The organism is Nonomuraea sp. LPB2021202275-12-8, assembly GCF_037044575.1.
In the GTDB taxonomy this organism is placed as follows: Bacteria; Actinomycetota; Actinomycetes; order Streptosporangiales; family Streptosporangiaceae; genus Nonomuraea.
The window spans coordinates 1-14,479 of sequence record NZ_JBAHWD010000024.1; the positions used below are offsets into that span (position 1 = coordinate 1).

The 14,479-nt window shown below is 66.2% G+C and carries 16 protein-coding genes; all 16 read left to right on the plus strand.

Going from position 1 to position 14,479, the window contains the following annotated elements; genetic code table 11:
* The first annotated feature begins 29 nt into the window (after positions 1–29).
* Complete coding sequence (locus tag V5E28_RS33195) at positions 30–3,905, plus strand: DNA-directed RNA polymerase subunit beta' (RefSeq protein ID WP_336212851.1); 3,876 nt, start codon at positions 30–32, stop codon at positions 3,903–3,905.
* Positions 3,906–4,457: 552 nt separating this feature from the next.
* Entirely contained in the window at positions 4,458–4,832 is a 375-nt protein-coding gene (gene rpsL / locus V5E28_RS33200; protein WP_336212852.1) for a 30S ribosomal protein S12, read from the plus strand.
* Positions 4,833–4,834: 2 nt separating this feature from the next.
* On the plus strand, positions 4,835–5,305 hold the full coding sequence (gene rpsG / locus V5E28_RS33205) for a 30S ribosomal protein S7 (protein ID WP_138670613.1): 471 nt from the start codon (positions 4,835–4,837) through the stop codon (positions 5,303–5,305).
* 89 nt (positions 5,306–5,394) lie between these two features.
* Positions 5,395–7,443, plus strand: coding sequence for an elongation factor G (gene fusA, locus V5E28_RS33210; protein WP_442945909.1), 2,049 nt, complete (start codon positions 5,395–5,397; stop codon positions 7,441–7,443).
* A 111-nt stretch (positions 7,444–7,554) separates the two neighbouring features.
* Positions 7,555–8,748 carry an elongation factor Tu gene (tuf, locus tag V5E28_RS33215; RefSeq protein WP_327108822.1) on the plus strand — a complete coding sequence of 398 codons (1,194 nt, stop codon included), beginning with the start codon at positions 7,555–7,557 and terminating at the stop codon, positions 8,746–8,748.
* Between the two features lie 275 nt (positions 8,749–9,023).
* Positions 9,024–9,332, plus strand: coding sequence for a 30S ribosomal protein S10 (rpsJ, locus tag V5E28_RS33220; RefSeq protein WP_012887830.1), 309 nt, complete (start codon positions 9,024–9,026; stop codon positions 9,330–9,332).
* Between the two features lie 14 nt (positions 9,333–9,346).
* Positions 9,347–10,000 (plus strand): 50S ribosomal protein L3, encoded by a 654-nt coding sequence (gene rplC / locus V5E28_RS33225; protein WP_336212870.1) that lies wholly within the window; start codon positions 9,347–9,349, stop codon positions 9,998–10,000.
* Positions 9,997–10,659, plus strand: coding sequence for a 50S ribosomal protein L4 (rplD, locus tag V5E28_RS33230; RefSeq protein WP_336212872.1), 663 nt, complete (start codon positions 9,997–9,999; stop codon positions 10,657–10,659). The genes rplC and rplD overlap by 4 nt, the downstream gene beginning before the upstream one ends.
* Positions 10,659–10,961: a 50S ribosomal protein L23 gene (rplW, locus tag V5E28_RS33235; protein ID WP_221519391.1), complete on the plus strand. Its 303-nt coding sequence runs from the start codon at positions 10,659–10,661 to the stop codon at positions 10,959–10,961. The genes rplD and rplW overlap by 1 nt, the downstream gene beginning before the upstream one ends.
* Positions 10,962–11,065: 104 nt before the next feature.
* The gene (rplB, locus tag V5E28_RS33240; protein ID WP_336212874.1) at positions 11,066–11,902 is read left to right on the plus strand and encodes a 50S ribosomal protein L2; all 837 of its coding nucleotides are present in this window, start codon (positions 11,066–11,068) and stop codon (positions 11,900–11,902) included.
* Positions 11,903–11,913: 11 nt separating this feature from the next.
* Positions 11,914–12,192: a 30S ribosomal protein S19 gene (rpsS, locus tag V5E28_RS33245; protein ID WP_336212875.1), complete on the plus strand. Its 279-nt coding sequence runs from the start codon at positions 11,914–11,916 to the stop codon at positions 12,190–12,192.
* A 29-nt stretch (positions 12,193–12,221) separates the two neighbouring features.
* The gene (gene rplV / locus V5E28_RS33250) at positions 12,222–12,575 is read left to right on the plus strand and encodes a 50S ribosomal protein L22 (RefSeq protein WP_189141238.1); all 354 of its coding nucleotides are present in this window, start codon (positions 12,222–12,224) and stop codon (positions 12,573–12,575) included.
* Positions 12,575–13,426: a 30S ribosomal protein S3 gene (gene rpsC, locus V5E28_RS33255; protein ID WP_336212879.1), complete on the plus strand. Its 852-nt coding sequence runs from the start codon at positions 12,575–12,577 to the stop codon at positions 13,424–13,426. The genes rplV and rpsC overlap by 1 nt, the downstream gene beginning before the upstream one ends.
* 2 nt (positions 13,427–13,428) lie before the next feature.
* Positions 13,429–13,848 (plus strand): 50S ribosomal protein L16, encoded by a 420-nt coding sequence (rplP, locus tag V5E28_RS33260; RefSeq protein WP_336212881.1) that lies wholly within the window; start codon positions 13,429–13,431, stop codon positions 13,846–13,848.
* Complete coding sequence (gene rpmC, locus V5E28_RS33265) at positions 13,848–14,084, plus strand: 50S ribosomal protein L29 (RefSeq protein WP_336212882.1); 237 nt, start codon at positions 13,848–13,850, stop codon at positions 14,082–14,084. The genes rplP and rpmC overlap by 1 nt, the downstream gene beginning before the upstream one ends.
* Positions 14,077–14,370, plus strand: a complete 294-nt coding sequence (rpsQ, locus tag V5E28_RS33270; protein WP_336212883.1) for a 30S ribosomal protein S17 — start codon at positions 14,077–14,079, stop codon at positions 14,368–14,370. Before rpmC ends, rpsQ begins: the two co-directional genes overlap by 8 nt.
* Positions 14,371–14,479 lie beyond the last annotated feature (109 nt).

Below are 14,479 nucleotides of genomic sequence, written 5' to 3' on the forward strand. Positions count from 1 at the left end.
GGAAGAAGTCTGAGGGGGAGATCGCAAGCATGCTGGACGTCAACTTCTTCGACGAGCTTCGGATCGGGCTGGCGACGGCCGACGACATCCGTCAGTGGTCGCACGGTGAGGTCAAGAAGCCCGAGACCATCAACTACCGGACTCTCAAGCCGGAAAAGGACGGACTCTTCTGCGAGAAGATCTTCGGCCCGACCCGCGACTGGGAGTGCTACTGCGGCAAGTACAAGCGCGTCCGGTTCAAGGGCATCATCTGTGAGCGCTGTGGCGTCGAGGTGACTCGCGCCAAGGTGCGTCGTGAGCGGATGGGCCACATCGAGCTGGCCGCGCCGGTCACCCACATCTGGTACTTCAAGGGTGTCCCGTCGCGTCTTGGCTACCTGCTCGACCTCGCCCCGAAGGACCTGGAGAAGGTCATCTACTTCGCGGCGTACATGATCACGCATGTCGACACCGAGATGCGTGAGCGTGACCTGCCCTCGCTCGAGGCGAAGATCTCCGTCGAGCGGCAGCACATCGAGCAGCGCCGTGACGCCGACGTCGAGGCCAGGCAGAAGAAGCTCGAGAGCGACCTGGCCGAGCTCGAGGCCGCCGGCGCCAAGGGCGACCAGCGCCGCAAGGTCCGTGAGGGCGCTGAGCGCGAGATGCGCCAGCTCCGCGACCGGGCCCAGCGCGAGCTGGACCGTCTCGAGGAGGTCTGGAGCCGCTTCAAGAACCTCAAGGTCCAGGACCTCGAGGGTGACGAGCTCCTCTACCGCGAGATGCGCGACCGCTTCGGCCGCTACTTCAAGGGCGGCATGGGCGCGCAGGCGATCCAGGACCGTCTGATCAGCTTCGACCTCGCGGAAGAGGCCGAGAACCTGCGCGAGACGATCCGCAGCGGCAAGGGCCAGAAGAAGGCCCGCGCGCTCAAGCGGCTCAAGGTCGTCTCGGCGTTCCTCAACACCACCAACTCGCCTCGCGGCATGGTGCTCGACTGCATCCCGGTCATCCCGCCGGACCTGCGGCCGATGGTTCAGCTCGACGGTGGCCGCTTCGCCACCTCCGACCTGAACGACCTCTACCGCCGGGTGATCAACCGCAACAACCGGCTCAAGCGTCTGCTCGACCTCGGCGCGCCCGAGATCATCGTGAACAACGAGAAGCGGATGCTCCAGGAGGCCGTCGACGCGCTGTTCGACAACGGCCGTCGTGGTCGCCCGGTCACCGGTCCCGGCAACCGCCCGCTCAAGTCCCTCAGCGACATGCTGAAGGGCAAGCAGGGCCGCTTCCGCCAGAACCTGCTGGGCAAGCGAGTCGACTACTCCGGCCGTTCGGTCATCGTCGTCGGCCCGCAGCTCAAGCTGCACCAGTGCGGTCTGCCCAAGCAGATGGCGCTGGAGCTGTTCAAGCCGTTCGTGATGAAGAGGCTGGTCGATCTCAACCACGCCCAGAACATCAAGTCGGCCAAGCGGATGGTCGAGCGCGCCCGGCCCGTCGTGTGGGACGTGCTCGAAGAGGTCATCACCGAGCACCCGGTGCTGCTCAACCGCGCGCCGACGCTCCACCGCCTGGGCATCCAGGCGTTCGAGCCGCAGCTCGTCGAGGGCAAGGCCATCCAGATCCACCCGCTCGTCTGCACCGCCTTCAACGCGGACTTCGACGGCGACCAGATGGCCGTGCACCTGCCGCTGTCGGCTGAGGCCCAGGCCGAGGCACGCATCCTGATGCTCTCGACCAACAACATCCTCAAGCCGGCCGACGGCAAGCCCGTGACGATGCCCACCCAGGACATGGTCATCGGCCTCTACTGGCTGACCACGCACAAGGAAGGCGCCCAGGGCGAGGGCCGGGTCTTCGGCTCGATCGCCGAGGCCCAGATGGCCTTCGACCGCCGCGAGCTGGAGATCCAGGCGAAGATCCAGATCCGGATGAAGGACGTCCTGCCGCCGCGCGAGTGGGTTGCGCCCGACGGCTGGGAGCAGGGCGACCCGATCCGCCTGGAGACGACGTTCGGGCGGTGCCTGTTCAACCAGACGCTGCCCGCGACCTACCCGTTCGTCAACTTCCAGGTCGGCAAGAAGCAGCTGTCCACGATCGTGAACGAGCTGGCTGAGACCTACCCCAAGGTCGAGGTCGCCAACTCGCTCGACGCGCTCAAGGACGCGGGCTTCCGCTGGGCGACCCGCTCCGGTGTCACGATCTCGATCGACGACGTCGTCGCGCCTCCGAACAAGGCCGACATCATGGAGAACTACGAGCGCCGCGCCGACAAGGTGCAGCGCGAGTACGAGCGCGGCCTGATCACCGACGAGGAGCGCCGTCAGGAGCTCATCGAGATCTGGACCCACGCCACGGCCGACGTCGAGACCGACATGGTCAACGCCTTCCCGGCGACCAACCCGGTCTGGATGATGGTCAACTCCGGCGCCCGAGGCAACAAGATGCAGGTGCGTCAGATCGCCGGCATCCGTGGCCTCGTGTCCAACACCAAGGGTGAGACGATCCCGCGGCCGATCAAGGCCTCGTTCCGCGAGGGCCTGTCGGTGCTGGAGTACTTCATCTCCACCCACGGACAGCGGAAGGGCCTGGCCGACACCGCCCTGCGTACCGCCGACTCGGGTTACCTCACCCGGCGTCTGGTGGACGTGGCGCAGGACGTCATCGTCCGCGAGATCGACTGCGGCACCGACCGTGGGGTCCCGCTGCACGTCGGTGAGCGTGACGCGTCGGGCAACCTGGGCAAGGCCGAGAACGCCGAGTCCAACGTGCACGGCCGCATCATGGCCGAGGACGTCGAGGTCGACGGCAAGGTCATCGTGCCCGCGGGTGTCGACATCAACGACATCCACGTCACCGCGCTGGTCGAGGCCGGCGTCGAGACCGTCCGCACCCGCAGCGCGCTCGTCTGCGAGGCCAAGATCGGTGTCTGCGCGACCTGCTACGGCCGCTCGCTGGCCACCGGCAAGCTCGTGGACGTCGGTGAGGCGGTCGGCATCATCGCCGCCCAGTCGATCGGCGAGCCCGGCACGCAGCTGACGATGCGTACCTTCCACACCGGTGGTGTGGCGGGTGCCGACATCACCCACGGTCTGCCCCGAGTCCAGGAGCTCTTCGAGGCGCGCATCCCCAAGGGTGTCGCCCCGATCTCCGAGGCGGAGGGCCGGGTCCGCATCGACGAGACCGACAAGTCCCGCAAGCTCGTCGTCACTCCCGACGACGGCTCCGAGGAGATCGCCTACCCGGTGTCGATGCGTTCGCGCCTGCTCGTGCAGGACGGCCAGCGCGTCACCGTCGGCCAGCAGCTCGTGGCCGGTGCGGTCAACCCCAACGAGGTGCTGCGCATCCTCGGCCCGCGGGCCGTGCAGCTGCACCTGGTCGCGGAGGTCCAGCAGGTCTACCGCTCCCAGGGTGTGTCGATCCACGACAAGCACATCGAGATCATCGTGCGGCAGATGCTCAAGCGCGTGAACGTGCTCGAGTCCGGTGACACGGACCTGCTGCCCGGCGAGCTCGTCGAGCGTCCGCGCTTCGAGCTGATGAACCGCGAGACGGTGGCGGAAGGCGGCTCGCCGGCCGCCGGCCGTCCGGTGCTCATGGGCATCACGAAGGCGTCGCTCGCCACCGAGTCGTGGCTGTCGGCGGCCTCCTTCCAGGAGACGACCAGGGTCCTGACGGACGCGGCGATCCACGCCAAGTCCGACTCGCTCCTGGGCCTGAAGGAGAACGTCATCATCGGCAAGCTCATCCCGGCCGGCACTGGTATGCCCCAGTACCGCAACATCCGGGTCGAGCCGACCGAGGAGGCCAAGGCCGCCATGTACACGGTCGGCGGCTACGACGGCTCCGCAGCCGACTACACGTTCGGCACCGGCAGCGGCGAGGCAGTGCCGCTGGAGGAGTACGACTTCGGTCAGTACAACCGGTAAGCAGTTCACAGGCGAGCGCCCGGATCCCTCTGTGAGGGGCCCGGGCGCTCGCCTTTGCCCTCTGTACGGCGTTACGCCCCCTTGGGGGGAACCCGGGGGCCGGAAGGACAGTCAGGGATTCTGGGTGGACTGGAGGCTCTCCGAGGCCCCGTTGGGCAGGCGAAGCCGATGATTGTTTGGTATGGGAGGCGAGAGGTGGCCGCTACCTATATCATTGGCGAGGAGCAGCAGCCGGGCCTTTGATGGATGGGGTCCCGCGGGCCGGAGTGGGAAGGCTTGAAGAGCCTTGCCGCGCCGTTTTGACGTGTCGCGCGGGCCTAGGTAGTCTTGAGCTTCGTGCCCGTTGCTAGCGGGCTCTCGATCGTGCGCTCATGACGGAGCGCAGGTCGGCTTCCAGGCTCGTAATCCTCGCGGACGTGTATGTGCGGATAGCGCGACACGCCCGAGCGCGGGGGCGTGGAAGCAAGGGACAATTCGCAGGTCATGACACCGGCAGAACCTGCGAATTGAACGATTGACGTAACACCGGCCAAGGCACGAAACGGAGTGGCAGTGCCCACTATTCAGCAGTTGGTCCGCAAGGGCCGGCAGGACAAGGTCTCCAAGACCAAGACTCCTGCCCTCAAGGGGAGTCCGCAGCGGCGCGGTGTGTGCCAGCGCGTCTACACGACGACCCCGAAGAAGCCCAACTCGGCACTGCGCAAGGTGGCCCGTGTGCGGCTCACCAACGGCATCGAGGTCACGGCTTACATCCCGGGTGTGGGACACAACCTGCAGGAGCACTCGATCGTGCTCGTGCGTGGCGGTCGTGTGAAGGACCTGCCGGGTGTTCGCTACAAGATCATCCGCGGCTCGCTGGACACCCAGGGTGTCCGCAACCGCAAGCAGGGCCGCAGCCACTACGGTGCGAAGAGGGAGAAGAGCTAACTATGCCTCGCAAGGGTTCTCCTGGCCGTCGTCAGCTCATGTCTGACCCGGTTTACAGTTCGCCGCTGGTCACCGCTCTGATCAACAAGGTGCTTCTGGACGGCAAGCGCTCCATCGCGCAGTCGATCGTCTACGGCGCACTCGAGGGCTGCAGGGACAAGACGGGCAACGACCCGGTCGTCACCCTCAAGCGCGCGCTTGACAACGTCAAGCCGACCCTCGAGGTCCGCAGCCGTCGCGTCGGTGGCGCGACCTACCAGGTGCCGGTCGAGGTGCGCGCCGCGCGCAGCACCACCCTGGCCCTGCGCTGGCTGGTGCAGTACTCCCGCGCCCGCCGCGAGAAGACCATGACCGAGCGCCTCATGAACGAGCTCCTCGACGCCAGCAACGGCCTCGGGGCGAGCGTGAAGAAGCGCGAGGACACCCACAAGATGGCCGAGTCCAACAAGGCCTTCGCCCACTACCGCTGGTAACCCGGCGGGTTCGACGAGACGACGAGGACGCGAGAGAAGTGGCCACCACGACCGCTCTTGACCTGGCCAAGGTCCGCAACATCGGGATCATGGCCCATATCGACGCGGGCAAGACCACCACGACCGAGCGCATCCTGTTCTACACCGGCATCAACTACAAGATCGGTGAAGTCCACGAGGGCGCAGCCACGATGGACTGGATGGAGCAGGAGCAGGAGCGCGGCATCACGATCACGTCCGCCGCGACGACCTGCGAGTGGAACGGTCACACCATCAACATCATCGACACCCCGGGGCACGTCGACTTCACCATCGAGGTGGAGCGTTCGCTCCGCGTCCTCGACGGTGCCGTCGCCGTGTTCGACGGCGTCGCGGGTGTCGAGCCCCAGTCAGAGACGGTGTGGCGGCAGGCTGACCGCTACGAGGTCCCCCGGATCTGCTTCGTCAACAAGATGGACCGGGTCGGCGCGGAGTTCCACCGCTGCGTCGACATGATGATCTCCCGGCTGGGCGCCACTCCGGCGGTCATTCAGCTTCCGTGGGGCGTCGAGGCCGACTTCAAGGGCGTCATCGACGTCATCACGATGAAGGGCCTCCTGTGGAGCGCCGAGGCGGCCAAGGGCGAGATGTACGACGTGGTCGACCTCCCGGCCGACCACGCCGAGGCCGCTCGCGAGTGGCGTGACCGCCTCATCGAGACCGTCGCCGAGAACGACGACGAGCTGATGGAGCTCTTCCTCGAGGGCACCGAGCCCACCGAGGAGCAGCTGGTCGCGGCGATCCGCCGCGCGACGCTGGCCAGCGCCATCAACCCGGTCCTGTGCGGCACCGCGTTCAAGAACAAGGGCGTTCAGCCCCTGCTCGACGCGATCGTCGCCTACCTCCCGGCGCCGACCGACCTCAAGGCCTTCAAGGGCCACGCGGTCGGCAACGAGGAGAAGGTGATCGAGCGTCACGCGGACCCGACCGAGCCCTTCTCGGCCCTGGCCTTCAAGATCGCGAGCGACCCGCACCTGGGCAAGCTCACCTACATCCGCATCTACTCGGGCACGCTCGAGACCGGTTCACAGGTCATCAACTCTGTGAAGGGTAAGAAGGAGCGGATCGGCAAGATCTACCAGATGCACGCCAACAAGCGCGAAGAGCGCCCGTCGGCGATCGCCGGACAGATCGTCGCCGTCATGGGTCTCAAGGACACCACGACCGGTGACACGCTCTCCGACCCGGCGAACCAGGTCGTGCTCGAGTCGATGACGTTCCCGGCTCCGGTCATCAACGTCGCCATCGAGCCCAAGACCAAGGGCGACCAGGAGAAGCTGTCGATCGCGATCCAGCGACTGGCCGAGGAGGACCCGTCCTTCCAGGTCCGTCGTGACGAAGAGACCGGTCAGACCGTTATCTGGGGCATGGGCGAGCTTCACCTTGAGATCCTCGTCGACCGCATGCGGCGCGAGTTCAAGGTCGAGGCGAACGTCGGCCGTCCCCAGGTCGCCTACCGTGAGACCATCCGCCGCAAGGTGGAGAAGATCGACTACACCCACAAGAAGCAGACCGGTGGCTCCGGTCAGTTCGCGCGGGTGATCATCAACCTCGAGCCGCTGGGCGAAGGCAACGACGGCTACGAGTTCGAGAACAAGGTCACGGGTGGCCGGGTCCCGAGGGAGTACATCCCCTCGGTCGACGCGGGTGCCCAGGAGGCCGCCGAGTTCGGCGTGCTGGCCGGCTACCCGATGGTGGGCGTGAAGGTTACGCTGACTGACGGTGCCGCGCACGACGTCGACTCCTCGGAGATGGCCTTCAAGATCGCCGGCTCGATGGCCTTCAAGGAGGCCGCGCGCAAGGCTGACGCTGTGCTTCTCGAGCCGATGATGGCCGTCGAGGTCACCACGCCCGAGGACTACATGGGTGACGTCATCGGTGACCTCAACGGTCGCCGCGGACAGATCCAGTCGATGGACGAGCGGGCCGGCGCCCGCGTCATCGAGGCGCTCGTGCCGCTGTCTGAGATGTTCGGCTACGTGGGCGACCTGCGTAGCAAGACGCAGGGGCGCGCGAGCTACAGCATGCAGTTCGACTCCTACTCGGAGGTGCCCCCGGGCATCGCCAAGGAGATCGTCGCGAAGGCCCGGGGCGAATAGTTCCGGTCCCTGGCGGGACGGCTGAAAGGTCCTCCCGCCGCCTAGGGGTTCGGGATCACCCGGGCCCGAGTGTGCAGACGAAAGTCAGTCAGATTCTCAAGGAGAGAACCAGTGGGCAAGGCCAAGTTCGAGCGGAACAAGCCGCACATGAACATCGGCACCATTGGGCATATCGACCACGGTAAGACCACGCTGACCGCGGCGATCACCAAGGTGCTCCACGACCGTTACCCCGAGCTGAACGCGGCTACGCCGTTCGACAAGATCGACAAGGCGCCGGAGGAGAAGGCTCGTGGTATCACGATCTCCATCGCGCACGTCGAGTACCAGACCGAGAAGCGCCACTACGCTCACGTGGACTGCCCCGGTCACGCCGACTACGTGAAGAACATGATCACCGGTGCCGCCCAGATGGACGGCGCGATCCTCGTGGTCGCCGCCACCGACGGCCCGATGCCGCAGACGAAGGAGCACGTCCTCCTGGCCCGCCAGGTCGGCGTTCCCTACATCGTCGTGGCCCTCAACAAGTCCGACATGGTGGACGACGAGGAGATCCTGGAGCTCGTCGAGCTCGAGGTTCGTGAGCTCCTGTCGGCTCAGGAGTTCCCCGGCGACGACCTGCCGGTCATCCGCGTCTCCGCGCTCAAGGCTCTTGAGGGCGACCAGAAGTGGGCCGACACCATCGTCGAGCTGATGGACGCCGTGGACGAGAACGTCCCCGAGCCGCCGCGTGAGACGGAGAAGCCGTTCCTCATGCCGGTCGAGGACGTTTTCTCGATCACCGGTCGCGGCACGGTCGTCACCGGCCGTATCGAGCGTGGCATCGTCAAGGTCAACGAGCAGGTCGACATCATCGGCATCCAGCCGGAGAAGACGACCACCACCGTCACCAGCATCGAGATGTTCAACAAGATGCTCGACGAGGGTCAGGCCGGCGACAACGCCGCCCTGCTGCTCCGCGGCATCAAGCGCGAGCAGGTCGAGCGCGGCCAGTGCATCATCAAGCCGGGCACGACCACCCCGCACACCGAGTTCGAGGGCCAGGTCTACATCCTGTCCAAGGACGAGGGCGGCCGCCACACGCCGTTCTTCAACAACTACCGCCCGCAGTTCTACTTCCGTACGACTGACGTGACCGGTGTGGTGAACCTCCCCGAGGGCACCGAGATGGTCATGCCGGGCGACAACACCGAAATGCGCGTTGAGCTGATCCAGCCCATCGCCATGGAGGAAGGCCTCAAGTTCGCGATCCGTGAGGGTGGCCGTACCGTCGGCGCCGGCCGGGTCGTCAAGATCATCAAGTAGTTCGACCGCGGGGCGGCGGTCGGCCTTCACATCAGGGGCCGACCGCCGTGCCACGACAAGGGACAGGAGTCCATACGGCTCCGGTCCCGCAGGCTCCACGGGGAAAGCCGTGATCCAGCAGTGGCTTCGGACAGTGTCCGAAGTAACTGCCGGATCACGGAAGAAAAGGCAGATCGAATACGTCTGCTTCGTGGGGTCGTGCGGGCTCGACCCGCACAGCGGCAAAAGGCCGCACGATACTTTTTCAGACGACAGCGAAGGACACCGAGGCCACTATGGCGGGACAGAAGATCCGCATCCGGCTTAAGGCCTATGACCACGAGGTCATCGATAGCTCGGCCAAGAAGATCGTCGAGACGGTGACGCGGACTGGCGCGAAGGTCGCGGGCCCGGTGCCGCTGCCGACCGAGAAGAACGTGTACTGCGTCATCCGCTCGCCGCACAAGTACAAGGACAGCCGCGAGCACTTCGAGATGCGCACGCACAAGCGGCTGATTGACATCATCGACCCGACTCCCAAGACGGTTGACTCGCTCATGCGGCTCGACCTCCCCGCGGGCGTCGACATTTCGATCAAGCTCTGAGGGAACGCACTGACATGGCTAAGACGATCAAGGGCGTCCTGGGCAAGAAGCTCGGCATGACCCAGGTCTTCGACGCGGACAACCGGATGGTTCCGGTCACCGTGGTCGAGGCCGGTCCGTGCGTGGTGACCCGCGTCCGCACCGCCGACAAGGACGGCTACTCCGCCATCCAGCTCGGCTTCGGGCAGGTCGACCCCCGGAAGGTCAACAAGCCGCTCGGCGACTACCTGCGCAAGCACGACATCACCCCGCGCCGTTACTTCGCGGAGATCCGCACCGACGACGCGAGCGACTACAACCTGGGCCAGGAGCTGCTGGCCGACACCTTCGAAGCCGGCCAGTTCGTCGACGTGACGGGCAAGAGCAAGGGCAAGGGCTTCGCCGGTGTCATGAAGCGTCACGGCTTCAAGGGTCTGGGCGCGTCGCACGGTACTCAGCGCAAGCACCGCTCGCCGGGTTCCATCGGTGGCTGCGCCACCCCGGGCCGCGTATTCAAGGGTCTGCGCATGGCTGGTCGGATGGGTAACGTCCGCACCACTGTGCAGAGCCTCAAGGTTCACGCCGTGGACGCCGAGAAGGGTCTCATCCTGATCAAGGGTGCGATTCCCGGTGCCAACGGCAGCCTGGTCCTCGTCCGCACCGCTGCCAAGAAGGGGGCTGCCAAGTGACCAGCATTGACGTCCTCGACGCCAGCGGCGCCAAGACCGGTACCGTCGACCTGCCCGAGGACATTTTCGGCGCCAAGGTCAACATTCCGCTGATCCACCAGGTGGTCGTGGCCCAGCTCGCCGCTCGTCGGCAGGGCACGCACAAGGCCAAGACCCGTGGTGAGGTCAGGGGCGGCGGCAAGAAGCCGTACCGCCAGAAGGGCACCGGCCGCGCCCGTCAGGGCTCGACCCGTGCGCCGCAGTTCGCCGGCGGTGGCGTCGTCCACGGCCCGGTGCCGCGCGACTACTCGCAGCGGACGCCCAAGAAGATGAAGGCCGCCGCCCTGCGCGGTGCCCTCTCCGACAGGGCCCGCGGCGGTCGCGTGTTCGTGGTGAGCAGCCTGGTCTCCGGTGAGACGCCGAAGACCAAGTCCGCTCTCCAGGCGCTGCGTGCGATCACCCAGGCCAAGTCCGTGCTCGTCGTGGTCGACGACGCCGACGAGCTGACGTGGCTGAGCCTGCGTAACGCTCCCGAGGTCCACCTGCTGGACTCCGGGCAGCTCAACACCTACGACGTGCTCTGCTACGACGATGTCGTCTTCACCCAGGTGGCGTACGACCAGGTCGTGGCTCGGCTGTCGGCGGGGTCGGCCAATCAGAGTGAGAAGGAAGACGCCTGATGGAGAAGATCGCCGACCCGCGCGACGTCATCATCAAGCCGGTCGTCTCTGAGAAGAGCTACGGCCTCATCGATGAGAACAACAAGTACACGTTCCTGGTGAAGAAGACTGCGAACAAGACCCAGGTCAAGATCGCGGTCGAGCAGATCTTCGGGGTCAAGGTCACCAGCGTGAACACGATCAACCGGCAGGGCAAGCGCAAGCGCACCCGGACCGGTTTCGGCAAGCGTCCCGACACCAAGCGCGCGATTGTGAGCCTGGTGGAGGGCGATCGGATCGACATCTTCGGTCAGATCGGCTAACAGCCATAGAAGTAGGCGGGCCGAAAGGCCTGCGATGGGAGGAGACCGCCGCACTCTCGTGCGGCGGGCTCACCCATGTAACCGACGAAGGATGAACGAAAAAGATGGGCATCCGTAAGTACAAGCCGACGACTCCGGGTCGCCGCGGTTCGAGTGTCTCGGACTTCTCCGAGATCACCCGCAGCGAGCCTGAGAAGTCGCTGCTTGCACCCCTTCATGGCAAGGGCGGCCGCAACGTACACGGCCGGGTCACCGCTCGCCACCAGGGCGGCGGTCACAAGCGCGCCTACCGGATCATTGACTTCCGTAGGCATGACAAGGACGGCATTCCGGCCAAGGTCGCTCACATCGAGTACGACCCCAACCGCACCGCCAATATTGCTCTGCTGCACTACGCCGATGGCGAGAAGCGCTACATCATCGCGCCGACCGGCCTCAAGCAGGGCGACCGCATCGAGAACGGCCCCGCGGCCGACATCAAGCCGGGCAACTGCCTGCCGCTGCGCAACATCCCGACCGGTACCTTCATCCACGCGGTGGAGCTCCGTCCGGGCGGCGGCGCCAAGCTCGGCCGCTCCGCGGGCGCCCAGATCCAGCTGCTCGCCAAGGAAGGCCAGTACGCCACGCTGCGTATGCCGTCCGGTGAAATGCGCATGGTCGACGTGCGCTGCCGCGCGTCGGTGGGTCAGGTCGGCAATGCCGAGCAGGCCAACATCAACTGGGGCAAGGCCGGCCGTATGCGGTGGAAGGGCAAGCGCCCGACCGTCCGCGGTGTCGCGATGAACCCTGTCGACCACCCGCATGGTGGTGGTGAAGGCAAGACCTCCGGCGGTCGCCACCCGGTGAACCCGAAGGGCAAGCCCGAGGGCCGCACCCGCCAGGCCAGCAAGGCCAGCGACCGGCTGATCATCCGTCGGCGCAGCAAGAGGAAGAAGCGGTAGGAGCAGCCGAAATGCCACGTAGCCTTAAGAAGGGTCCTTTCGTTGACGACCACCTTCAGAAGAAGGTGGAAACGCAGAACGAGAAGGGCACCAAAAACGTCATCAAGACGTGGTCGCGGCGCTCCATGATCGTACCCGACATGCTCGGGCACACGATCGCCGTGCACGACGGCCGCAAGCACGTCCCGGTGTTCGTCACCGAGTCGATGATCGGTCACAAGCTCGGAGAGTTCGCCCCGACGCGGACGTTCCGCAGCCACGTCAAGGAAGACCGCCGCAGCCGGCGATAGACAGCCTTCAGAAGTAAGAGGAGTAAGCGATGGAAGCCAGGGCTCAGGCGCGGTTCGTCCGCGTCACGCCCCTCAAGGCCCGCCGCGTGGTGGACCTTATTCGCGGGCTGCCCGCTTCGGAGGCGCAGGCCGTGCTGCAGTTCGCTCCCCAGTCGGCGAGCGAGCCGATCTACAAGGTGCTCTCCAGCGCCATGGCGAACGCAGAGCACAATTTCGATCTCGACCCCCAGACGCTCGTCGTGAGCCGCGCGTGGGTCGACGAGGGCCCGACACTGAAGCGGTTCCGTCCGCGTGCCCAGGGTCGTGCCTATCGGATCAACAAGCGGACGAGCCACATCACCGTGATCGTGGAGTCCCGCGAGCCGAAGGGAAGGACCCGATAGTGGGCCAGAAGGTTAACCCGCACGGGTTCCGCCTCGGCATCACGACCGACTTCAAGAGCCGGTGGTACGCCGACAAGCTGTACAAGTCGTACGTCGCCGAGGACGTGTCGATCCGTCGCATGCTGCAGAAGGGCATGGAGCGGGCCGGTATCTCCAAGGTGGAGATCGAGCGTACGACCGACCGCGTTCAGGTCGACATCCACACCGCGCGTCCGGGCATCGTCATCGGCCGCCGCGGCGCGGAGGCCGACCGCATCCGCGGCGACCTGGAGAAGCTGACCAAGAAGCAGGTCCAGCTCAACATCCTCGAGGTGAAGAACCCCGAGATCGACGCCCAGCTCGTCGCGCAGGGTGTCGCCGAGCAGCTCTCCAGCCGCGTCTCGTTCCGCCGCGCCATGCGCAAGGCGATGCAGTCGGCCATGAAGAGCGGCGCCAAGGGCATCCGGGTGCAGTGCTCGGGTCGTCTGGGCGGCGCTGAGATGTCGCGGTCGGAGTTCTACCGCGAGGGCCGTGTGCCGCTGCACACGCTCCGCGCTGACATCGACTACGGCTTCTACGAGGCCCGCACCACCTTCGGCCGGATCGGCGTGAAGGTGTGGATCTACAAGGGCGAGGCTCCGACGAGCCGCGCCGAGCGCGAGGCGGCTGCCGCCGGTGCTCGTGCCGGCCAGCGTCGTGAGCGTGACGACCGTAGGGGTGGCGGCGGCGAGCGTCCTCGTCGCGGTGGTGGCGCCGGTGGTGGCGCCCGCCGTGGTGGTGGCCGTGGCGACCGTGCCCCCAGGACTGAGGCGGCCGCGCAGGCCGCCCCCGAGACCGGCCCGGCTGCGCAGCCGGGTGCTGAAGGGAGCTGACCATGCTGATCCCGCGCAGGGTCAAGCACCGCAAGCAGCACCGGCCTGACCGCAGCGGAGCCGCCAAGGGCGGCACCAGGGTCGTATTCGGCGAGTTCGGCATTCAGGCGCTTGAGCACTCCTACGTGACCAACCGCCAGATCGAGTCCGCTCGTATCGCGATGACCCGTCACATCCGCCGCGGCGGCAAGGTGTGGATCAACATCTACCCCGACCGTCCCCTCACGAAGAAGCCCGCCGAGACCCGCATGGGTTCCGGTAAGGGTTCTCCGGAGTGGTGGATCGCCAACGTCAAGCCCGGACGCGTGATGTTCGAGCTGTCCGGCGTGGCGGAGCCTGTAGCGCGTGAGGCGCTGCAGCGCGCGATCCACAAGCTCCCGATGAAGTGCAAGATCGTTAAGCGTGAAATGGGTGAGGCGTGATGGCTAAGAGCCTGACCGCCGGCGAGCTGCGAGTGGAGGACCAGGACACCCTGGTCCAGAAGCTCAAGGAGGCCAAGGAGGAGCTGTTCAACCTCCGCTTCCAGGCAGCGACCGGTCAGTTGGAGAGCCACGGGCGGCTGCGGGCCGTCCGCCGCGAGATCGCCCGTATCTACACCGTGATGCGTGAGCGTGAGCTCGGCATCGTCACGGTCGAGAAGGAGACGAGCGATGGCTGAGACCGAGACCACCGAGACGGGCGCCGAGACCGACGCCCGTAACTTCCGCAAGGTTCGCGAGGGCCTGGTCGTCAGCGACAAGATGGACAAGACCGTCGTCGTCGTCGTCGAGGACCGCGTCAAGCACCGTCTGTACGGCAAGGTCATCCGCCGTACGACCAAGTACAAGGCGCACGACGAGTCCAACGCCTGTGGCGTGGGCGACCGTGTGCTTCTGATGGAGACCCGCCCCCTCTCCGCCACCAAGCGGTGGAGGGTCGTGGAGATCCTCGAGAAGGCGAAGTAAGACTTCTCCTCTCGGATATACCGCGCCTCGTGGGGGTGGATACGCCCCCATGACGGCGTCCAAGGACGCGGGAGCCTCGGCTCCCGCGTCGCCTGCGGTGCGGTGCCGC